Source organism: Streptomyces sp. Ru62 (assembly GCF_002920615.1).
GTDB lineage: Bacteria > Actinomycetota > Actinomycetes > Streptomycetales > Streptomycetaceae > Streptomyces.
The window spans coordinates 86,291-107,655 of the sequence record NZ_PQSU01000007.1 but is presented as its reverse complement, the minus strand read 5'-3'; the positions used below and the strand labels follow the sequence as shown (position 1 = coordinate 107,655).

Annotated in this window: 20 protein-coding genes; 17 read left to right on the top strand and 3 right to left on the bottom strand. The window is 72.8% G+C overall.

The window, feature by feature from the left end; all coding sequences use genetic code 11:
- Positions 1 to 70 precede the first annotated feature (70 nt).
- A complete protein-coding gene (locus C3492_RS11600) occupies positions 71 to 475 on the top strand; it encodes a VOC family protein (protein ID WP_103811661.1) in 405 nt (134 codons plus the stop codon).
- Here C3492_RS11600 and C3492_RS11595 read toward each other — a convergent pair.
- The 3 genes from C3492_RS11595 to C3492_RS11585 all read right to left on the bottom strand — a co-directional run bounded on the left by C3492_RS11595 (position 455) and on the right by C3492_RS11585 (position 3,834).
- Positions 455 to 1,144, bottom strand: a complete 690-nt coding sequence (locus C3492_RS11595; protein WP_181140323.1) for a helix-turn-helix transcriptional regulator — start codon at positions 1,142 to 1,144, stop codon at positions 455 to 457. The two genes, C3492_RS11600 and C3492_RS11595, sit on opposite strands and share 21 nt — an antisense overlap.
- A 191-nt stretch (positions 1,145 to 1,335) precedes the next feature.
- The gene (locus tag C3492_RS11590; protein WP_258055633.1) at positions 1,336 to 2,283 is read right to left on the bottom strand and encodes a VC0807 family protein; all 948 of its coding nucleotides are present in this window, start codon (positions 2,281 to 2,283) and stop codon (positions 1,336 to 1,338) included.
- Between the two features lie 342 nt (positions 2,284 to 2,625).
- Positions 2,626 to 3,834: a YihY/virulence factor BrkB family protein gene (locus C3492_RS11585; protein WP_258055632.1), complete on the bottom strand. Its 1,209-nt coding sequence runs from the start codon at positions 3,832 to 3,834 to the stop codon at positions 2,626 to 2,628.
- Positions 3,835 to 3,975: 141 nt separating this feature from the next.
- On the opposite strand from C3492_RS11585, the gene C3492_RS11580 reads away from it, so the two are divergent.
- The 16 genes from C3492_RS11580 (at position 3,976) to C3492_RS11505 (ending at position 21,363) form a co-directional block, all read left to right on the top strand.
- Positions 3,976 to 5,610, top strand: a complete 1,635-nt coding sequence (locus tag C3492_RS11580; protein ID WP_103811659.1) for an acyl-CoA dehydrogenase family protein — start codon at positions 3,976 to 3,978, stop codon at positions 5,608 to 5,610.
- Positions 5,611 to 5,887: 277 nt separating this feature from the next.
- Positions 5,888 to 7,183: a GAF domain-containing protein gene (locus tag C3492_RS11575; protein WP_181140322.1), complete on the top strand. Its 1,296-nt coding sequence runs from the start codon at positions 5,888 to 5,890 to the stop codon at positions 7,181 to 7,183.
- Positions 7,184 to 7,348: 165 nt separating this feature from the next.
- Positions 7,349 to 8,683 (top strand): hypothetical protein, encoded by a 1,335-nt coding sequence (locus C3492_RS11570; protein WP_103811657.1) that lies wholly within the window; start codon positions 7,349 to 7,351, stop codon positions 8,681 to 8,683.
- Positions 8,684 to 8,813: 130 nt separating this feature from the next.
- Entirely contained in the window at positions 8,814 to 9,386 is a 573-nt protein-coding gene (locus C3492_RS11565) for a GNAT family N-acetyltransferase (RefSeq protein WP_103811656.1), read from the top strand.
- A 127-nt stretch (positions 9,387 to 9,513) separates the two neighbouring features.
- Positions 9,514 to 9,597, top strand: a complete 84-nt coding sequence (locus C3492_RS46870) for a putative leader peptide (protein ID WP_309486338.1) — start codon at positions 9,514 to 9,516, stop codon at positions 9,595 to 9,597.
- A gap of 125 nt (positions 9,598 to 9,722) precedes the next feature.
- Positions 9,723 to 11,420 (top strand): nitrite/sulfite reductase, encoded by a 1,698-nt coding sequence (locus C3492_RS11560; protein ID WP_103811655.1) that lies wholly within the window; start codon positions 9,723 to 9,725, stop codon positions 11,418 to 11,420.
- Entirely contained in the window at positions 11,417 to 11,599 is a 183-nt protein-coding gene (locus C3492_RS11555) for a hypothetical protein (protein ID WP_030645814.1), read from the top strand. Before C3492_RS11560 ends, C3492_RS11555 begins: the two co-directional genes overlap by 4 nt.
- Positions 11,596 to 12,306, top strand: coding sequence for a phosphoadenylyl-sulfate reductase (locus C3492_RS11550; protein ID WP_103811654.1), 711 nt, complete (start codon positions 11,596 to 11,598; stop codon positions 12,304 to 12,306). Before C3492_RS11555 ends, C3492_RS11550 begins: the two co-directional genes overlap by 4 nt.
- Positions 12,303 to 12,869 carry an adenylyl-sulfate kinase gene (cysC, locus tag C3492_RS11545; RefSeq protein WP_103811653.1) on the top strand — a complete coding sequence of 189 codons (567 nt, stop codon included), beginning with the start codon at positions 12,303 to 12,305 and terminating at the stop codon, positions 12,867 to 12,869. Before C3492_RS11550 ends, cysC begins: the two co-directional genes overlap by 4 nt.
- Positions 12,866 to 13,801: a sulfate adenylyltransferase subunit CysD gene (cysD, locus tag C3492_RS11540; protein ID WP_103811652.1), complete on the top strand. Its 936-nt coding sequence runs from the start codon at positions 12,866 to 12,868 to the stop codon at positions 13,799 to 13,801. The genes cysC and cysD overlap by 4 nt, the downstream gene beginning before the upstream one ends.
- Positions 13,802 to 13,803: 2 nt before the next feature.
- Positions 13,804 to 15,138, top strand: a complete 1,335-nt coding sequence (locus C3492_RS11535) for a sulfate adenylyltransferase subunit 1 (protein WP_103811651.1) — start codon at positions 13,804 to 13,806, stop codon at positions 15,136 to 15,138.
- A 274-nt stretch (positions 15,139 to 15,412) separates the two neighbouring features.
- The gene (locus C3492_RS11525; RefSeq protein WP_103811649.1) at positions 15,413 to 16,525 is read left to right on the top strand and encodes an aliphatic sulfonate ABC transporter substrate-binding protein; all 1,113 of its coding nucleotides are present in this window, start codon (positions 15,413 to 15,415) and stop codon (positions 16,523 to 16,525) included.
- Between the two features lie 12 nt (positions 16,526 to 16,537).
- Positions 16,538 to 17,341 (top strand): ABC transporter ATP-binding protein, encoded by an 804-nt coding sequence (locus C3492_RS11520; protein WP_165951494.1) that lies wholly within the window; start codon positions 16,538 to 16,540, stop codon positions 17,339 to 17,341.
- Positions 17,328 to 18,212, top strand: coding sequence for an ABC transporter permease (locus C3492_RS11515; protein WP_103811647.1), 885 nt, complete (start codon positions 17,328 to 17,330; stop codon positions 18,210 to 18,212). Before C3492_RS11520 ends, C3492_RS11515 begins: the two co-directional genes overlap by 14 nt.
- Positions 18,213 to 18,214: 2 nt before the next feature.
- Positions 18,215 to 18,952 (top strand): sirohydrochlorin chelatase, encoded by a 738-nt coding sequence (locus C3492_RS11510; protein WP_103811646.1) that lies wholly within the window; start codon positions 18,215 to 18,217, stop codon positions 18,950 to 18,952.
- A 212-nt stretch (positions 18,953 to 19,164) separates the two neighbouring features.
- A complete protein-coding gene (locus C3492_RS11505) occupies positions 19,165 to 21,363 on the top strand; it encodes a hypothetical protein (protein WP_103811645.1) in 2,199 nt (732 codons plus the stop codon).
- Positions 21,364 to 21,365 lie beyond the last annotated feature (2 nt).

The following is a 21,365-nucleotide window of genomic DNA, read 5'->3' as shown; positions in this document are numbered from 1 at the left end:
CCACTCCTCGGCCCGGCCGGTGTCCGATTCCTTCAAGACCGGCAGACCGTTCGCTGTCTACGGTGGCCGCATGACCGTACGATTCGCCGTGATCGGCCTGGTCGCCTCCGACCTGGCCGCCTCTCTCGCCTTCTACCGCCGCCTCGGACTGGTCTTCCCCGACGGGGCCGAGGACCAGCCCCATGTCGAGGCGGAACTGCCCGGCGGACTGGTGCTCGCCCTGGACACCGAGGAGACCATCCGCTCCTTCCATCCCGGCTGGCGGCCGTCCGCCGGCCAAGGGCGGGTCGCGCTCGCCTTCCGCTGCGACTCCCCCGCCGAGGTCGACGCCCGCTACGAGGACCTGGTGGCCGCCGGTCACCACGGGGAACTCAAGCCGTGGGACGCCTTCTGGGGACAGCGGTACGCCACCGTGCACGACCCCGACGGCAACGCGGTCGACCTGTTCGCCCCGCTACCCGCGCCCGGCGAGTAGTTCCCCCAGCGGCATCCCCGCCAGCTCCCGCACCTCCCGGGCCAGATGGGACTGGTCCGCATAGCCCGCGCGGACCGCCGTCTCCGCGTACGGCGTCCCGGAGCGGGCCAGGGCCAGTGCCCGCTGGAGGCGCAGGACGCGGGCCAGGGTCTTCGGGCCGTACCCGAAGGCGGTCAGGCAGAGGCGGTGCAGCCGGCGTTCGCCGAGGCCCAGTTCGGCGGCCGTCGCCGCCACCGTGCGGCCCTCGTCCAGGCACTCCACCACCCGGCGCAGCAGCGGGTCCGGGGCACCCGCCTCCGCCGCCCGGTCGAGGGCGATGTCTTCCAGTGCGCTCGCCGGGTCGGGGGCCTCCGCGACCCGGTCGCACAGCCGGCGCACGCTCGCGGCGGGCCAGAGCTCCGCCAACTCCACGCGGAGATCACGCAGTTCATACGCCGGGACGCCGAGCAGCGCGGGCGCGGTGCCCGGGAAGAACCGGATACCCGCCCAGGAGCGCGCCGGGCCCTCGGGGAGGTAGGGGCGAGTGTCAGGACCGGCTACCAACAACCGCCCCTCGCTCCACAGCAGGTCCATGCACCCATCGGGCAACACGGGCCGGGCACCGACACCGACCGGGGAGTTCCTCCACACGACCGCACCGGCCAGCCGGGACACCCGCTCCACGTACACGACAGCCAGCGTACGCCGCCCACGATGCCCGTACGGGACGCCCTCGGTCCACCTGAGTGGCGGGCCGGGGCGGAGCACACCCGAGCGGGTCGCCTCCGGCACCGGGCCGGCAAGGTGAAGGCCGCCCGGAGCGGCGCCGGTTGGCGAACCGGGAAGGCGAGCGCATGCACGTATGGGGCAGAAGGGCGGGGTCACCGCCGGGGTGGCCTGCCGAAGGCGGAGGTGCACGGACGAGCCGTCGTCCGGGTCCCTCGGCTCGGACGCGGGGACGCCGGGGAAGAGCCGCCTCGGTGGACCGTCGGCGGTGCCGGGGGGCCGAACAGCGGGAGGGCGTGGCGTATGCGGAAGCGGCGGGCGCAGACGGCGGTGGCCCCGGCGGTCAGGCCCAGCAGGAGCAGCGAGAGGGCGCGGTCCAGCAGCGGCACCGTGTCGGTCGGCAGCGTCGCGGCGGCGACCGAGCCGAGGACACCGTCGAGGAGCTGCTCGGCTCCCCACAGCGCAGTGAGGACACGCAGGGCTCGGCGGAACGGGGCGCTGTCCTGCCAGATCCTGTCCCGTGCGCGGACCGCGCTGCCCCGGTGCAGGCGCTGCCCCACCTGGAACGCCAGGGGTCTGCGGGTGAACGCGGTGCCGAGCACCCAGCCGCCGACCGCGAGGGACAGTGCCGCGTTCTTGAACAGCAGGACGCGGGGACCGCCACCGATCAAGGACACCAGCGCAGCAGCGGCCAGCAGGACCGTGAAGAACAGGTCGACGCCGTCGATCCTGCGGTGCCGGGCCGCGCCGGCCAGCAGGCGCAGAGCCGGTGGCGTACCGCTCAGCAGCAGGGCCGACGCCTGGCCGGCGCCGAGGGCCCGGGCCACGTAGTAGACGAGGAGCGGCAGGACGAGGTCCACGGCGAGGGAGAACAGGGGGCCGCGAGCGGTCCCGGAGGGCCGCGGAAGCTCGGCGGACTCGGCGGACACGGACCCGTCCGTCCGGGCGATCCTGGCCGCCCCGGCCATCCCGGTCGTGCCGCTCGTCCCCGGGGGTCCGGTCGTCCCGTCGGCACCGCTCCCGCCGGCCCCGGCGTCCCCGCCCGCGCCGCCCGCCCTCCTCGTCGTACCGCTCCGTCCCCTGTGTCCCGTCGGATCCGCCATGTCCGCCGCCTCCTCGCCCGGTGCCGAAAGCAGTACCGGACGACGTGACGAACCACGGCGCCGCCCGGCTGTCTGCTCTGGCCGGACGCCTCCGGCCTGCGCGTTCACGACCTTCACGCTAGGCGCGGGACGGTGTCCGGCGGATCGGCGCAGGGGTGGAGTGCCGGGTGGACATTTCCGGGGACGAACGCAGCCGCCTTCTCCACCGCAGGGTCCACCCCGAGGGTGGAGAGGGCCAGGGAGGGCCGGGGTGGGTCAGGGGGGAGCCCGGGAGGGACAGGGGGGCCACTCCCGGCGTGAGTCGATCACAGCCCTCAGCCGATCACGGCAACCCTCAGCCGATCACAACCGACCAGCTCCGCCCTTCGCCGAACCCCCGTCCCCACGCTCCTCCCCCGCACCCCCGGCACCCCCGGCCCGCCCATTCCCCTTGTGCGCGTGATGCGGGTTCTTGGCGTGGGTGCGCAGGCGGGCCGTCACGTCCTCGGGGGGCAGGAAGCGGGACCAGCGTTCGGGGAACTCGGACGGCATGTCGGGGTCGTCGGGGTCGACCTCGCGGGCCGCCGCGGCGCGGGCGACGTACTCGGCGACCTGCGCGTGCCGCATCCGCTCGTTGGCCTCGCGCGCGGCCGCCGTGGCCGCGGCCGGCCAGACCCGGTCGATGGCCGCGTTCACGGCCGCGCCGACGAGCACGGCGAACGCGGACACACCGATCCACAGCAGGACGGCGACGGCGGCGGCGAGGGAGCCGTAGATGGTGGCGCCCTCGATGGTGCTCGTGAGGTAGATGCGCAGCAGGAAGCTGCCGAGGACCCACATGGCGAGGGCGACCAGCGCGCCGGGCACGTCCTCGATCCACGGGGAGCGGACCGGCACCGACACGTGGTACAGGGTCGTCAGGAAGACGATGGACAGGACGATCACGACCGGCCAGTACAGGACCTGGACGACCGTCTCCGACCACGGCAGGATCCGCACCACCGCGTCCGGCCCGGCCACCATCAGCGGCAGTGCCACCGAGCCGATCAGCAGCGCCACGATGAACAGCAGGAACGCCATGATCCGGGTCTTCACGATGCCCCGGACGCCGTCGAGGCCGTACATGACGGTGATGGTGTCGATGAAGACGTTCACCGCGCGCGAGCCCGACCACAGGGCGAACAGGAAGCCGATGGAGATCACGTCGGGCCGGCCGCCCTTCATCACGTCGTGCAGGATCGGCTCGGCGATCTCCTTGACGCCCTTGTCGGACAGCACCGTGCGGGAGGCCTCCAGGAGGTTGGTCTCCAGGCTGTGGATGGTGTCGGCGCCGGTCCAGTCGTCGACGTAGCCGAGCAGTCCGATCAGGCTCAGCAGCAGCGGCGGCACGGACAGCAGCGTGAAGAACGCCGCCTCGGCCGCCAGGCCCAGGATGCGGTACTCCATGCAGGAGTTGACGGTGTCCTTGAGCAACAGCCAGGCGGTCCTGCGCTTGGAGACGTTCCGGTAGAGGGCTCTGGCCCGGTGGAGCCGGCCGGCCGGCCGCTCGGGGGGTTCACTTGCTGGCTGCACGTCCTAACGGTAGCCGCCGCACCGGCCCGTCCTCACCTTCCGGGGGCGATCACCGGGGGACGCATCGACGGACGCGTCGATTTCCGGCGCTGTGCCACTCCGGGAGCCATCACCGCCGCCGTCCCGGGTAGGTTCGCAACCATGGCAGGCACCTCCACCCACACCGTGACGAACCAGCCGCCCCCACTGGCCGGCTACGACGTCTTCACCGCCGACCGGGCCCTCGCCGAGGCCGTCGACCGGTACACCGGGGCCGACGTCCTGGAGGAGGCGCGCGCCGAGCTGTCCGCGCTGGGCCGGGCCGCCGGTTCGGCCCAGCTCCAGGAGTGGGCGGTACAGGCGAACGAGCATCCGCCCCGGCTGCGCAGCCACGACCGGTACGGCCACCGGATCGACGAGGTCGACTTCCACCCGGCCTGGCACCGGCTGCTCGGCAAGGGCGTCTCGGCCGGGCTGACCGGAGCCTGGACGCGCCCGTCGGGGCATGTGCGCCGGGCGGCCGGGTTCCTGGTCTGGACGCAGGTCGAGGCGGGCACCTGCTGCCCGCTGTCGATGACACACGCTGCCGTGCCCGCCCTGCGCGCCGACGCGGACCTGGCCGCCGAGTGGGAGCCCCGGCTGGCGTCCACGGTCTACGACCGGGAGCTGCGGCCCGCCGGACAGAAGCCCGGTGCCCTGTTCGGAATGGGCATGACCGAGAAGCAGGGCGGCAGCGACGTCCGCGCGAACACCACCGCGGCGCGGCCCCTCGCGGTGGACGGCGCGTACGTGCTGACCGGGCACAAGTGGTTCTGCTCGGCGCCGATGTCGGACGCGTTCCTGGTCCTCGCGCAGGCGCCGGGCGGGCTCACCTGCTTCCTGGTCCCGCGGGTGCTGCCCGACGGCGGCCGCAACGTCTTCCTGATCCAGCGGCTGAAGGACAAGCTGGGCAACCGCTCGAACGCCTCCGCGGAGATCGAGTTCGACGGCACCTGGGCGCGCCGGGTCGGCGAGGAAGGGCAAGGGGTCCGCACGATCATCGGGATGGTCGCCGCGACCCGGCTGGACTGCGCGCTCGGCTCGGCAGGCCTGATGCGGCAGGCGGTGGCGCAGGCCGTGCACCACTGCGCGCACCGGGAGGCGTTCGGCGGGAAGCTCGTCGACAAGCCGTTGATGCGCAATGTCCTCGCCGATCTGGCGCTGGAGTCGGAGGCGGCGACCGCGCTCGCGCTGCGGCTGGCAGCGGCCTGGGACGACGGTGGCGAGCAGGAGCGCGCCTTCCTGCGGCTCGCGGTGCCGGCCGCGAAGTACTGGATCACCAAGCGCTGCGCCCCGGTGGCCGTGGAGGCCGCCGAGTGCCTGGGCGGCAACGGGTACGTGGAGGAGTCCGGTCTGCCCCGGCTGGTGCGGGAGTCGCCGCTGAACTCCGTCTGGGAGGGCGCGGGGAACGTGCAGGCGCTGGACGTGCTGCGGGCCTTGCGGCGGGAGCCGGGCGCGCTGGACGCCTGCCTCACCGAGATCGGCCGGGCGCACGGCGCGGACCACCGGCTGGACCGGGCGGTGAAGGACCTGTTCACCGAACTCGCCGACCTGGAGGGCGTCGAGGGGCGCGCCCGGCGCCTGGTGGAGCGGCTGGCGCTGGTCCTCCAGGGCTCCCTCCTTGTCCGGTACGCCCCGCCGGAGGTGGCCGACGCCTTCTGCGCCTCCCGCCTGGGCGGCGACCACGGCGCGTCCTTCGGCACGTTGCCGACGGGCCTGGACCTGGAGTCGGTGGTGGATCGAGCGCGCCCGGTCTGACCTGCCGTGCCCGGCCGAGGTCTCGGAGGGAGGGGGTGGTGCTGCGCCGACACGGCACCACCCCCTACCGCCTGGGTCAAGTCTCAGCCAGGCCCCGGCGGTTCACCAGGGTTGCAGGGGGTTGCAACTTATGGGGGCACATGCGCGGAGTCTGTGCCTCCGCCATGTCCGGAACGGCAGTATGAGGGGCACAGCCGGACCGGAAACCGCCGCCCGGACGGCTTGACAAGTGTGTTCGACGCCCCTTTCCGGGAGGACCGCAGTGGTGAACCCGCCGATGAACGTGGCGCGCCTGGCCGCCGTGGACGCGGCGCAGGCGGCACGGGTGCTGAGCGAGGTGCGCGAGGCCACGCTCGCCGGGCAGCGGACGCGGCTCGCGCCCCGTCCGGTGATCGAGCAGTCGTGGGGACGGATGCTGCGCAGCGGTGTCGACCCCGAACGCGACTTCAGGTCCGGGCTGTTGCCCTCGGACGAGGTGCGGCGCCGGCGGGAGGAGTCGCCGCTGCGGCATGTCCTGCCGGTGCTGCGGGAGGGGCTGCTTTCGGTCGCGGACGTCGCCCAGCACATCATGGTCGTCGCGGACGCCGACGGGCGCGTGCTGTGGCGGGAGGGGTCGCCGTCGGTACTGCGGAAGGCCGACGGGCTCGGCTTTGAACTCGGCGCGGACTGGCGGGAAGACGTCGTCGGCACCAACGGGGTGGGCACCCCGGCGGTGGTACGGCGGCCGGTCCAGGTCTTCGCCGGCGAGCACTTCGTACGGTCCCACGTCTCCTGGACCTGTTCGGGCGCGCCGATCACGGATCCGCGGGACGGGCGGCTGCTCGGCGTGGTGGACGTCAGCGGACCGCTGGAGACCATGCATCCGGCGACCCTCGCCTGGGTGGACTCGGTGGCCAAGCTGGCCGAGGCCCGGCTGCGGGAGCTTCATCTGACCTCGCTGGAGCGGCTGCGGGTGGTGGCGGCACCGGTGCTGGCCCGGCTGGCCGGGCGGGCGCTGGTGGTGGACCGCGACGGCTGGACGGCGGCCGTGACCGGGATGCCGTACGTGCGGCGGGTGACGCTGCCCAAGACGCTGGCGCCGGGCCGCCGGTGGCTGCCCTCGCTCGGCTCCTGCGCGGTGGAGCCGCTGGCCGGGGGCTGGCTGCTGCGGGCGGAGGAGGAGCCGCGGGCCGGTGCCCACCGGATCGTGCTGGACCTCGCCCGGCCGGGCCGCTGCACGGTGAAGGTCACGGCGTCGGCGGGTTCCTGGTCGCGGGAACTGAGTCCACGCCATGCCGAGTTGCTGTTCCTGCTCGCCGAGAACCGCGCCGGGCGCGGGGCGGCGGGGCTGGCCGAGGACGTGTTCGGCGATCCTTCCCGTACCGTGACCGTGCGGGCCGAGATGTCCCGGATCCGGAGGTACCTTGGGGAACTTCTCCAGCATCGGCCGTATCGTTTCCGCGACGACACGGAAGTGGACGTGATCCTTCCAGAAGATCCGTCCCACCTGCTCCCCCAGTCGACAGCACCAGCGGTGACCCGGAAGCGGAACGCCGTGCAGGACGGCCGTACCGAGCGGCCCGGACCGGGGTGACCATCCGGCCCGGCCCGGCCCCGCACGCGCGTCTTCCGCCCATCTGCGCGGACTTTGCCCTGCGCGGCCCGTTCCTGCCGTAGCATCCCGTACGGGCCTCCCCACCTGCTCCTCGCGTCAACCTAGGGATCGTGAGGCGCAGTTGGCCCGCCCTCTGGAGGAGAGATGAAGCATCGCGGCAGACACCGCCGACGCAGACGGGGCGCTGCGCTGCGTGCGGTCCTGACCGGCACCGCGCTCGCACTCACCGCCGCGGCCACCCTGATCAGCGCCTCCCAAGCCGACGTCACCGAGAACCCGGGCGCACTGAAGCCGCTGACCTCCCCGGCGGACACCGGCCGGCTCCGCCTCCAGGAGCACCGGGTCCCCGCGCGCTCCCTGGACCGGCTCGCCCGCACGATGGGCCGCCCGGTCGGTGTGGACACCGTGCTCCGGAGCACCGACCGATCCCTGCGCGAGGGTGACGACTGCTCGACCGGCGACCGCGCCTCGCTGCCCGTCGCCCCGGCCGCCGCCCGCGCCTACTGCTGGGACCCGGCCGACACCGCGGCCGGCGACTGGCGGCCCGCCTCGGTGACCACCTCGGGGGACGCCGACGAGGACGGCGTCTGGGGCACCCACCGGGTCGTCCTCGCCGGCTGGACCCACAGCACCACCACCGGCCGCCCCGCCGAGCGCGGCCTCGCCCGGGTCGCCTTCGTCGACGCGGACGACCCCGCACACCTCTCCTACCGCTGGGTGCTGCTGGTGGTGCCGGTCGACGGCGGCCGGGACTACCGGGGCCTGGCCTCCGGCCTCTCCGGGATGGTCTGGTACCGGAACAAGCTGCTGGTCACCACCACGGCCGGCGGCGCCGACGCGCTCTACGTCTACGACCTGGACCGCATCCAGCGCACCACGGTCGACGGGCCGGCGATCGGCCGCGTGGCCGGCGGCTGGTCCGCCGACGGCCACGACTACGTGCTGCCCGCGGTCGCTTCGTACCGCTTCACCTCCGGCCGTTGCGCGCCTTCCGGGCCGCCCTGTCCGGGCGCGCTCGCCCTCGACCGCGGTACGACGCCCGACAGTCTCGTCGCCGCGGAGTGGACCACGCCCGGCGGCGACCGGAGCGCCCGGCTGTGGCGGTACGCGTTCAGCGACGATCCGGCGCGTCCCGGGCCGCTCGCCACGGACGCCTGGGGACGGGCGGACGCGGTGGAGGCGTACCGGACCCGGGCCGACGGGATCCGCGGCCTGCTGTCGTACCGGAAGCCCGGGGCGGACCGCCCGTCCTGGTATGTGGGACGGCTGCCCGAGTCGCAGGACGGGCACGGCGGGCTGTGGCGGCAGGACACCCGGGGTGCCCGGGCGGCCCGCTGCGGCGCCGACGCCTCGGACCGCTGCTGGGCGCAGGACGCGGGCTCCCTCTCCTACTGGCAGGAGACCGGCGAGGTGTGGTCGCTGTCCGACCGCATGCTGTTCGCGCTGCCGCTGGCCGAGCTGGACCGCTCCCTGGACTGACGGCCGCCACCGGGAGCCGTCGTGACCCACGGTTCCGGAGGCCGCGGCGTGCCGCTCGGCTCCGGGGCCGGGCCGGGGGCACCCCGGACCCGATCGACAGACCGGGCAGCAGGATGGTTCCCTGGCTCGCATGAGCAGCGCCCCTGTCACCACCTGGTCCCTTGAGCAGACCTCCCCGGCCGACCTCCTGCCCGCCGCCGCCCCCGACGGCGACGTCCGGATCGTCCGCGCCGAGGTGCCCTCCCCCGAGTTCAGCCGGTTCCTGTACGCCTCGGTCGGCGGGGACATCCGCTGGACCGACCGGCTGGGCTGGACCTACGCGCGGTGGCGGGAGTACCTGGAGCGGCCCGGCGTGGAGACGTGGGTGGCCTACGACCGCGGCACCCCGGCCGGCTACGTCGAGCTGGAGCCGCAGGACGAGGGCGCGGTCGAGATCGTGTACTTCGGGCTGATCCCCGCCTTCCGCGGCCGGCGCATCGGCGGCCACCTGCTGGCGTACGGGACGGCCCGCGCGTGGGACCTTGCCGAGCGGTGGCCGGGGCGGACGCCGACGAAGCGGGTGTGGCTGCACACGTGCAGCAAGGACGGTGAGTTCGCGATGGACAACTACCAGCGGCGTGGCTTCAAGCTGTTCGACACCAAGGTGGAGCTGGAGCCGGACGTGGCCGCGCCGGGTCCCTGGCCAGGTGCATACCCCGCCTGACCTGCCAGGACAAGCCTTTCGACCGCCCGTGTGAGCGACGACACCCTTGTTCCACATTCCGGGACAAGGGTGTCCGCATGATGGATGAAGCTGGACTGTGTCCAGATCGCCGTGACACGCTTCCGTCATGTCCGGAACTGGAATTGCCTTGGTGAGTCGGCGGCACGTCGACCTCGGCCGCATGTCCAGCGCCATCTGTCCGGCGAGCTGACGCCTCCCAGCACCGCCGTTCCCCCTCGCACCTGATCACGCGTGCGCAATGACGCGCACCCCTGCCGCATGCGCACGGACGTGCAGGTCAGCCGTTTTCCCGCCTGTCCCGAAGGACGTACCTCCATGGCCGCCACCCCACAGAACCCCGCCGCCTCCGCGCCCCGCCGCAAGGTGAGCCGTCACCGCGGTGAGGGCCAGTGGGCCGTTGGCCATTTCACGCCCCTCAACGGCAACGAGCAGTTCAAGAAGGACGACGACGGTCTCAATGTGCGGACACGCATTGAGACGATCTACTCCAAGCGCGGCTTCGACTCGATCGACCCGAACGACCTGCGCGGCCGGATGCGCTGGTGGGGGCTGTACACCCAGCGCAAGCCCGGGATCGACGGCGGCAAGACCGCGATCCTGGAGCCGGAGGAGCTGGACGACGAGTACTTCATGCTGCGCGTCCGCATCGACGGCGGGGCGCTGACCACGCGCCAGCTGCGCGTGATCGGTGAGATCTCCCAGGAGTTCGCGCGCGGCACGGCGGACATCACCGACCGGCAGAACGTCCAGTACCACTGGATCCGGATCGAGGACGTGCCCGAGATCTGGGAGCGGCTGGAGGGCGTCGGCCTGTCCACCGTGACCGCCTGCGGTGACACCCCGCGTGTGATGATCGGCTCCCCGGTGGCGGGCATCGCCGAGGACGAGATCATCGACGCCACGCCGGCGCTGGAGGAGATGAAGCGCCGGGTCCTGAACAACAAGGCGTACTCGAACCTGCCGCGCAAGTTCAAGACGGCCATCTCGGGTTCGCCGCTGCTGGACGTCGTGCACGAGATCAACGACGTCGCGTTCGTCGGCGTCCGCCACCCCGAGCACGGCCCGGGCTTCGACGTCTGGGTCGGCGGCGGTCTGTCCACCAACCCCAAGCTGGGCGTGCGCCTCGGCGCCTGGGTGCCGATCGACGAGGTCCCGGACGTCTACGAGGGCGTCATCTCGATCTTCCGCGACTACGGCTACCGCCGGCTGCGCAACCGGGCCCGGCTGAAGTTCCTCGTCGCCGACTGGGGCGCGGAGAAGTTCCGGCAGGTACTGGAGGACGAGTACCTGAAGCGCAAGCTGACCGACGGCCCCGCTCCCGAGCAGCCGGTGCAGCAGTGGCGCGACCACATCGGTGTGCACCGGCAGAAGGACGGCCGGTTCTACGTCGGTTTCGCGCCGCGCGTCGGCCGGGTCGACGGCGCCACGCTGACGAAGGTCGCCGACCTCGCGGAGGCGCACGGCTCGGGCCGGGTGCGCACCACCGTCGAGCAGAAGATGATCATCCTCGACGTCGAGCAGGACAAGGTCGACTCGTTGGTGGAGGCCCTGGAGGCCCTCGACCTCACCGCGCGGCCGTCCTCCTTCCGGCGCGGCACCATGGCCTGCACGGGCATCGAGTTCTGCAAGCTCGCCATCGTGGAGACCAAGCAGCGCGGCTCGCAGCTGATCGACGAACTGGAGCGCCGGCTGCCGGACTTCGACGAGCCGATCACCATCAACCTCAACGGCTGCCCGAACGCCTGTGCCCGTATCCAGGTCGCGGACATCGGTCTCAAGGGCCAGCTGGTCCTCGACGACAAGGGCGAGCAGGTCGAGGGCTACCAGGTGCACCTCGGCGGCGCCCTCGGGCTGGAGCCGGCCTTCGGCCGCAAGGTGCGCGGCCTGAAGGTCACCGCTGAGGAGCTGCCCGACTACATCGAGCGGGTGCTCAAGCGGTTCCAGGCCGAGCGCGCGGACGGTGAGCGGTTCGCGACCTGGGCGGCGCGGGCGAGCGAGGAGGCGCTGTCGTGAGCGAGCGGGCCGCGCCCTTCTACTGCCCCTACTGCGGCGACGAGGACCTGCGCCCGAGCGGCGAGGGTCACGGCGCCTGGGAATGCGCCGCGTGCAACCGCGCATTCCAGCTGAAGTTCCTGGGTCTGCTGGCCCGGGGCGTTCAGCGAGCCGACAACGGAGGGGACGACCTGATATGACGACGGCTCAGGAAGAGCGTACGACCGAGGAGCTGAAGGCGCTCGCCGAACAGGCGGGCCGTGACCTGGAGGACGCGTCCGCGCTGGAGATCCTCCAGTGGGCGGTGGACACCTTCGGCACGAAGTTCTGCGTCACCTCCTCGATGGAGGACGCCGTGGTCGCCCATCTCGCCTCGCGCGTGCTGAAGGGCGTCGACGTCGTCTTCCTCGACACCGGCTACCACTTCCCGGAGACCATCGGCACCCGGGACGCCGTGGAGGCCGTGATGGACGTCAACGTCATCACCCTCACGCCGAAGCAGACGGTCGCCGAACAGGACGCCGAGTACGGCCCGAAGCTGCACGACCGCGACCCCGACCTGTGCTGCGCGCTGCGCAAGGTGCGGCCGCTGGAAGAGGGCCTGAAGAACTACCAGGCGTGGGCGACGGGCCTGCGCCGCGACGAGTCCCCGACCCGGGCGAACACCCCGGTCGTCGGCTGGGACGAGAAGCGGCGGAAGGTCAAGATCTCGCCGATCGCCCGCTGGACCCAGGACGACGTGGACGCGTACGTCACCGAACACGGCGTGCTCACCAACCCGTTGCTGATGGACGGCTACGCCTCCGTCGGCTGCGCCCCGTGCACCCGCAGAGTCCTGGAGGGCGAGGACGCGCGGGCCGGCCGCTGGGCGGGCCGGGCCAAGACCGAGTGCGGACTGCACGGATGACGAACGAGCGGATTCAGGAGAACCACGTGACGACCGGAGCCACCGTCTGGCTCACGGGTCTGCCGAGCGCCGGCAAGACCACCATCGCGTACGAGCTGGCGGGCCGGTTGCGCGCCGAGGGCCACCGTGTCGAGGTGCTCGACGGCGATGAGATCCGCGAGTTCATCTCGGCGGGCCTCGGCTTCTCCCGGGAGGACCGGCACACCAATGTGCAGCGCATCGGCTTCGTCGCCGAGCTGCTGGCCCGCAACGGCGTCAAGGCGCTGGTCCCGGTGATCGCTCCGTACACGGAGAGCCGGGACGCGGTGCGGGGGCGGCACGAGGAGAACGGGACGCCGTACCTGGAGATCCATGTGGCGACCCCGGTCGAGGTGTGCAGCGTGCGCGATGTGAAGGGGCTGTACGCCAAGCAGGCCGCGGGCGAGCTGACCGGGCTCACCGGGGTCGACGACCCGTACGAGGAGCCGGAGAAGCCCGATCTGCGGATCGAGTCGCAGCACCAGACGGTCCAGGAGTCGGCCGCGTCGGTGTACGCGCTGCTGAGCGAGAGGGGACTGGCATGACCACGGTCGCCAAGGTGGACGAGGGCACGGACAGCCCGTACGCGCTGTCGCACCTGGACGCGCTGGAGTCCGAGGCGGTGCACATCTTCCGCGAGGTCGCGGGCGAGTTCGAGAACCCGGTGATCCTGTTCTCCGGGGGCAAGGACTCCATCGTCATGCTGCACCTCGCGCTGAAGGCCTTCACCCCCGCGCCGGTGCCGTTCTCCCTGCTCCATGTGGACACCGGGCACAACTTCCCGGAGGTCCTTGAGTACCGGGACCGTGTGGTGGCCGCACATGGGCTGCGCCTCCATGTGGCGTCCGTCCAGGACTACATCGACCGCGGTGTGCTCAAGGAACGTCCCGACGGCACCCGCAACCCGCTCCAGACGCTCCCCCTGACGGAGAAGATCCAGAGCGAGAAGTTCGACGCCGTCTTCGGCGGTGGCCGCCGCGACGAGGAGAAGGCCCGCGCCAAGGAGCGGGTCTTCTCGCTGCGCGACGAGTTCTCCCAGTGGGACCCGCGCCGCCAGCGCCCGGAGCTGTGGAACCTGTACAACGGCCGGCACTCCCCTGGTGAGCACGTCCGGGTCTTCCCGCTCAGCAACTGGACCGAGCTGGACGTCTGGCAGTACATCGCCCGCGAGGGCATCGAGCTGCCGGAGATCTACTTCGCCCACGAGCGCGAGGTGTTCCAGCGCGGCGGCATGTGGCTCACCGCCGGGGAGTGGGGCGGGCCGAAGGACGGCGAGACGGTCGAGAAGCGGCAGGTGCGCTATCGCACCGTCGGCGACATGTCCTGCACCGGCGCGGTCGACTCCGACGCCGACACGATCGAGAAGGTCATCGCCGAGATCGCCGCGTCCCGGCTGACCGAGCGGGGCGCGACCCGCGCCGACGACAAGCTGTCCGAGGCCGCGATGGAAGACCGCAAGCGCGAGGGGTACTTCTAAGCATGAGCACGACCACGACCGAGGCGCTCTCGGCCACCACCCTGCTCCGGTTCGCCACCGCCGGCTCCGTCGACGACGGCAAGTCCACGCTCGTCGGACGGCTGCTGCACGACTCCAAGTCGGTTCTCGCCGACCAGCTGGAGGCCGTCGAGCGCGCCTCCGCGAGCCGGGGCCAGGACGGCCCGGACCTCGCGCTGCTCACCGACGGCCTGCGCGCCGAACGCGAGCAGGGCATCACCATCGACGTCGCCTACCGCTACTTCGCGACCCCGCGCCGCCGGTTCATCCTCGCCGACACCCCGGGCCATGTGCAGTACACCCGCAACATGGTCACCGGCGCCTCCACGGCCGAGCTGACGGTGATCCTGGTCGACGCCCGCAACGGCGTCGTCGAGCAGACCCGCCGGCACGCGGCCATCGCCGCCCTCCTGCGCGTGCCGCACGTCGTCCTCGCCGTCAACAAGATGGACCTCGTCGGGTACGAGGAGAAGGTCTTCGCCGCGATCGCCGAGGAGTTCACGGCGTACGCGACCGAGCTGGGCGTCCCGGAGGTCACCGCGATCCCGATCTCGGCACTGGCCGGCGACAACGTGGTGGAGCCCTCCGCGAACATGGACTGGTACGGCGGTCCGACCGTGCTGGAGCACCTGGAGACCGTGCCCGTCAGCCATGACCTGGCGCACTGCCACGCGCGGCTGCCCGTGCAGTACGTGATCCGTCCGCAGACCGCCGAGCACCCGGACTACCGGGGCTACGCGGGCCAGATCGCGGCCGGTACGTTCCGCGTGGGCGAGCCGGTCACCGTCCTGCCGTCCGGGTGTACCTCGACGATCTCCGGCATCGATCTGCTCGGCGAGCCGGTCGACGTGGCCTGGACGACGCAGTCGGTGACGGTGCTGCTCGCGGACGACATCGACGTCTCGCGCGGCGACCTGATCGTGCCGACGAAGGACGCCCCCGCCACCACGCAGGACGTGGAGGCGACGGTCTGCCACGTCGCGGACGCGCCGCTGACCGTCGGTCACCGGGTGCTGCTCAAGCACGGCACCCGCACGGTCAAGGCGATCGTGAAGGACATCCCGTCCCGGCTGACCCTCGACGACCTGTCCCTGCACCCGCATCCGGGACAGCTCGTCGCCAACGACATCGGCCGGGTGAAGATCCGTACCGCCGAGCCGCTGCCGGTCGACTCCTACGCCGACTCGCGCCGCACGGGCTCCTTCATCCTGATCGACCCCGCCGACGGCACCACGCTCACCGCGGGCATGGTCGGCGAGTCGTTCGCGTCCCCCGAGCCGGTCAAGGACGCGGCCGACGACGACGGCTGGGACTTCTGAGCGATGAACTCCACCGATTTCTACTCGACGTTCGCGAAGGAGGGCGGCCGTGTCGGCAGCGGCGCCCTCGGCAGCGGGCAGGGCGGGGTCGCTCGATGTGCGCTGTGACGTACGCGCACTGCCTGCGCGCCCCGTCCCCCCACCCTCCCCCACATGCTCGGCTTCGCTCGCAAGCGGGGGGACCCCCACCCCGGAAGCGACGAAGACCCTTTGCCGACTCCCGGCCACGACCTGAGAGACCGTGACCGCCGGGCCAACGAGAGGAAAACCTCCCGTGCCTGCCAACCGCTCCGCTCTGCTCCGCCGCGGCATCGCCGCGATCGCCGCACTTCCCCTGCTGTCCCTCGCAGCCTGCGGCTACGGGTCCGACTCCAAGGACGACAACGCGGGCGCCAAGATCGCCACCGGCGCCAAGAAGATCGACGGGCTCGGCTCCGTCAAGATCGGCTACTTCGGCAACCTCACCCACGCCACCGCCCTGGTCGGCAAGCAGAAGGGCTTCTTCCAGAAGGAGCTGGGCGCCACTGAGGCCAAGTACCAGGTCTTCAACGCCGGTCCGTCCGAGATCGAGGCGCTGAACTCGGGTTCCATCGACATCGGCTGGATCGGCCCCTCCCCGGCGATCAACGGCTACACCAAGTCCGACGGCAAGAGCCTGCGCATCATCGGCGGTTCGGCCTCCGGCGGGGTGAAGCTGGTCGTCAACCCGAAGAAGATCACGTCCCTGAAGGACGTCAAGGGCAAGAAGATCGCGACCCCCCAGCTCGGCAACACGCAGGACGTGGCGTTCCTCAACTGGGTGGCCGAGCAGGGCTGGAAGGTCGACGCGCAGAGCGGCAAGGGTGACGTGTCCGTCGTCCGCACGGACAACAAGGTGACCCCGGACGCCTACAAGTCCGGCTCCATCGACGGCGCCTGGGTGCCGGAGCCGACCGCGTCCAAGCTGGTCGCCGAGGGCGGCAAGGTGCTGCTGGACGAGTCGACGCTGTGGCCGGACAAGAAGTTCGTGATCACGAACATCATCGTGTCGCAGAAGTTCCTCAAGGAGCACCCGAAGGCCGTCGAGGCGGTCCTCAAGGCGTCGGTCGAGACCAACAAGTGGATCAACGCCAACCCGGACGAGGCGAAGGCCGCCGCGAACAAGCAGCTCGGCGTCGACTCCGGCAAGGAGCTGCCCGCGAAGGTGCTGGACCCGGCGTGGAAGTCCGTCCAGTTCACCGACGACCCGCTGGCCGCGACCCTCGACACCGAGGCGAAGCACGCCGTCAAGGCCGGCCTGCTGGAGAACCCCGAGCTGGACGGCATCTACGACCTCACCCTCCTGAACAAGGTCCTCAAGGCCGAGGGCGAGCCGACCGTCAGTGACGCCGGACTCGGCGCCGAGTAAGTCCCGTAGCCGATGAGTTCCCAGGAGGTGACGACCATGGCAACGACCTTCGCCGAGGCCGCCGAGACGGTCGAGCACGCGGCGCGCATCGAGCACGTCTCGAAGTCCTTCGCGACACCGGGCGGGCAGCAGCTCGTCCTGGACGACATCAGCCTCGATGTCGCACCGGGTGAGTTCGTCACCCTCCTGGGGGCCTCGGGCTGCGGCAAGTCGACGCTGCTGAACCTGGTGGCGGGGCTGGACCGGCCCTCCGCCGGCAGCATCGCGACCGACGGGCGTCCGGCCCTGATGTTCCAGGAGCACGCCCTGTTCCCGTGGCTGACCGCGGGCAAGAACATCGAACTCGCCCTCAAGCTCAGGGGCGTCGCGAAGAACGAGCGCCGCGAGCGGGCCGAGCAGTTGCTCGAACTGGTGCGGCTGCAGGGCTCGTACGGCAAGCGGGTGCACGAGCTGTCCGGCGGTATGCGCCAGCGTGTGGCCATGGCCCGCGCGCTCGCGCAGGACAGCCAGCTGCTGCTGATGGACGAGCCGTTCGCCGCGCTGGACGCGATCACCCGGGACCTGCTGCACGACGAGCTGACCCGGATCTGGGCCGAGACGGGCGTGTCCGTCCTGTTCGTCACGCACAACGTGCGCGAGGCGGTACGGCTGGCGCAGCGGGTGGTGCTGCTGTCGTCCCGGCCGGGCCGGGTGGCCCGTGAGTGGCGGGTGGACATCCCGCAGCCGCGGCGCATCGAGGACGCGCCGGTCGCCGAACTGTCCTTGGAGATCACCGAAGTACTGCGTGGGGAGATCCGGCGTCATGGCCAGCACTGAGACCAAGACCGTCACGGACGCGGGGAGCGTCGAGGCGGGCCTGGACGCCCTGGAGGTCGTCGCCGCCGGCCGTACGCCGTTCCGGCAGACGTTCACCAGCAAGATCCTGCCGCCGGTCATCGCCACCGCGGTGGTGCTGGTCGTGTGGCAGGCGCTGATCTCCTTCAAGATCGTCGACGACCCGACGAAGCTGCCCTCCCCCGCCGACGTCGGCGGCGAGTTCAAGCGTGCCTGGCTGGAGGGCACGCTGCTGGGCTACATCTGGACCAGCGTCTCGCGCGGTCTGCTGGGCTTCCTGTTCGCGCTGGCCATCGGCACCCCGCTCGGTCTGCTGGTGGCGCGGGTGAAGTTCGTGCGCGCGGCCATCGGCCCGGTGCTGTCCGGCCTGCAGTCGCTGCCGTCGGTGGCGTGGGTGCCGCCGGCGGTGATCTGGCTGGGCCTCGACAACAAGATGATGTACGCGGTGATCCTGCTCGGCGCGGTCCCGTCGATCGCCAACGGCCTGGTCTCCGGCATCGACCAGGTACCGCCGCTGTTCCTGCGGGCGGGCCGCACCATGGGCGCGACCGGGGTGCGGGGCGCCTGGCACATCGTCCTGCCGGCCGCGCTGCCGGGCTACCTCGCGGGCCTGAAGCAGGGCTGGGCCTTCTCCTGGCGCTCGCTGATGGCCGCGGAGATCATCGCCTCCTCCCCCGACCTGGGCATCGGCCTGGGCGCGCTGCTGGAGAACGGCCGCAACGCCAGCTCCATGTCCATGGTGTTCGAGGCCATCTTCCTGATCCTGTTCGTCGGCATCGCCATCGACCTGCTCATCTTCAGCCCGCTGGAGCGGTGGGTGCTGCGCAGCCGCGGCCTGCTGGTGAAGGGCTGACCATGCGCCGTCCGGTCCTCCTCGTCATCGCCCACGGCAGCCGCGACCCGCGGCACGCGGCGACCGTGCACGCCCTGGTGGAGCGGGTGCGGTCGCTGCGGCCGGGCCTGCGCGTGGAGACCGGGTTCCTGGACTTCAACGTCCCGTCGGTGCACGGGGTGCTCCGGTCGCTGGCGGCGGAGGGCGTACGGGACGTCGTCGCCCTGCCGCTGCTGCTGACCCGCGCGTTCCACGCCAAGGCCGACATCCCCGCCGTGCTGCGGGACGCGCCGGCCCGGCTGCGGATCCGGCAGGCGGACGTGCTCGGCCCGTCCCCGCTGCTGCTGTCCGCCCTGGAACGGCGGCTGTACGAGGCGGGCCTGTCGCCCGCCGACAAGTCCTCGACCGGGGTCGTGCTGGCCTCGGCGGGGTCCTCCGACCCGGAGGCGATCGCGGTGATCGCCGACATCGCGCGGGAGTGGTGGCACACCGGTTGGTGCGCCGTGCGACCCGCGTTCGCCTCCGCGTCCCTTCCCCGCACCGAGGACGCGGTACGTGAGCTGCGCGTCCTCGGCTGCGAGCGGGTCGCCGTCGCGCCGTACGTCCTGGCCCCCGGCTTCCTGCCGGACCGCATCGCGCGCGGCGCGGCCGCGGCGGACGTGCTCGCCGAGGTGCTCGGCCCCGCCCCCGAGGTGGCCCGGGTGGCGCTGGAGCGGTACGACAGCGCCTGCCGGCCGGTTCTGGCGGCACTCGGCGCGTGACCGCCGCGCGGCCGTGTCGCGCCACCCGGGTGCGGTGACTCCGGCGGCTCCGTGGCGGCGGGGCGCGCGGTACCCGGCGCCCCCGGCGGTACCGGGACGCGTCGGTCGTCACGGCCCGCTCCCACCTGCTCGGTTTCCTCGAAAATCCCTCCTGGGCACTTCCGGATCTGCTGGGATGGACCCCTGAGCACTATCGGGGGAGAACGGTTCGCGTGGCCGGTCGGGAGTTCGGGTGTCACCTGGGGCTGCCCAGGGCCCTGTCGGGTCTGCCGCTCAGCCCGCTCGTGCCCGGGTACGGCGCCCTCGCCGCAGCCCAGCACGCCGCGGGCCTACGCCATGTCGGGGAGGCGCTGGGGGCCGGCACCGGTGGGTTACGGGTGCTGGACGGGCTGTTCGTGCCCGCCGGGACGCGTGGCCGGCGCCGGGTGGACGCGCCGCTGCTGGAGGGGCTGGCCCGGTCCGCGGGTCCCGCCGTCGCCCCGCTCGCCGCGCGGCTGGCCGAGCTGCACCGCGCCGACCCGCAGGCACCCCGCCGGATCGTCCTCTACCAGCTGATCAACCTGCTGCAGGAGCGCCCCGAGGGCGACCGTGGCCCCGCCGTGCGCGAGGCGGGCGTCCACCCCGACGAGGCGGCCGGTCTGCTCGCGGCGGCCCGGCTGCGCCCCCGGCTCGACCGGCGGCAGCGCGATGCCGCCGAGTCCCTGGCCGACGCGCTGGCGCAGGCGCGGCTGCACCGGCTGCACACCCTGCTGGACCGGTTGCCCATGGCCGGTGCCGACCCGGCGCTCGCGGCCCTGCGGGACGGGACGGCCGAGCGGCTGAGCGCCGTCGAGGACGCCCTGCGGGACGGGCGACGGGCCGAGGAGCGGGGTGACCGGGAGACGGCGGGCGCCGCCTATCTGCGGGCGCTTCAGACGGCCTCCGACGACCGGCGGGCCCTGGGCGGACTGGTCCGCCTGCACGGCCACCGGCCCGCGCTCGGCACCGCACTCCGCTCCGACCACGTCGAGTTGAGCTGGAAGGACGACCGGGGGACGCCCGGCGAGTGGCGGCTGCTGCGGCTGTACCGGGACGGCCGGGGCAAGCCCGCCGTACGTGCCGTCGCCGACGCCGCCACGGCCACCGCCGGCCCGGTGCGGGACACCGGTGCCGAACCGGGCGGCACGGTCCGGTACGCGGCCCTGCCGCTGCGCGACGGCCGGGTGGACGGGCCACCGCTGGTGTCCCGGCGGCTGCTCGTCGCCCCGGAGGTGGAACGCCTGGTGCTGACGGACGGCCCCGGGCGGATCGACTGCTCCTGGCGGCGGCCGGACGCCGCCGCCGAGGTCACGGTCGAACACACCGGGCCCGACGGGAAGTCGGCGCACCTCACCGTCCGCGCCGACGGGTTCACCGCGACCGGTCTGCCGGTCGGCGACCACGTCTTCCGCGTCGTGTGCCACTACCGGACGGCCGACGGCCGTACGGTCCCCTCCCCCGGCCTGCGCACGACCGCCACCGTGCACCCCTGGCCGGACCCCGTGCGCACGCTGACCGCACGGCCCGTGGCGGGAGCCGTACGGTTCGACTGGACCGGGGCGGAGGGCGCCGAGGTCCGGCTGGTGACATGGCCCGGCGGGGCGCCGGAGCCGGGCACCGAGCTGCGCTCCGACGCGCTGCCGCCCCCGCTGGACTGGCCCGGACCGGCAAACGCCCCGTGTCCGCCGCCCGGCACGTACACCGAGGTCGCCGCCGTCGCCGTACGCGGGGCGCGGGCGCTCGCGGGGCCGACGGTCGGTGTGGAGGCCGTACGGCCCGTGCCCGGGCTGAGCGCCCACCGGCTCCCGGACGGGCAGGCGCGGATCGTCCTGGACTGGCCCGAGGACGTCCCGCACCTGGTGGTCGGCTGGACCCCGGTGGGGTCCACGGGCGGCGGGGAACACACGGTCACCGCGCACGCCTACCGGCGCGGCGGCCTGCGCCTGCCCGTCGGCCCGGGGGCCGTCCGGGTGCGGGCCGCCCCGGTGCCCCGGGTGCCCGGGGCGGTGGTCGTGGTGCCCGACGCGGCCGAGGTGCTGGTCCCGGCGGACGCCTCCGTCTCGTACGAACTGGTCGGCGCGCCACGGCGGTTGTTCGGCCGCAGCCGTCGCACGCTGCTGCGGGTCACGCTCAGCGCGCCCGGCGAGCTCGCTGAGGTCCCGGAGTTCGTGTGCGTCGCCCGCGGCGGCACCCTCCGACCGCGCGACGCCGCCGACGGCACGACCGTCCTGCGGATACCCGGACCCGAACTGGTCCGGCACGGCAGCCTCGAACGGGAACTGCCGGCCGCCCCCTGCCCGCCCCCCTACACCCTGCGCGGCTTCCTGCTCGGGGAGCACGCCGCCTCGGTCCGACTCGAAGAACCCTCTCTCACCAGCCTGGTGGTGCGCTGAGC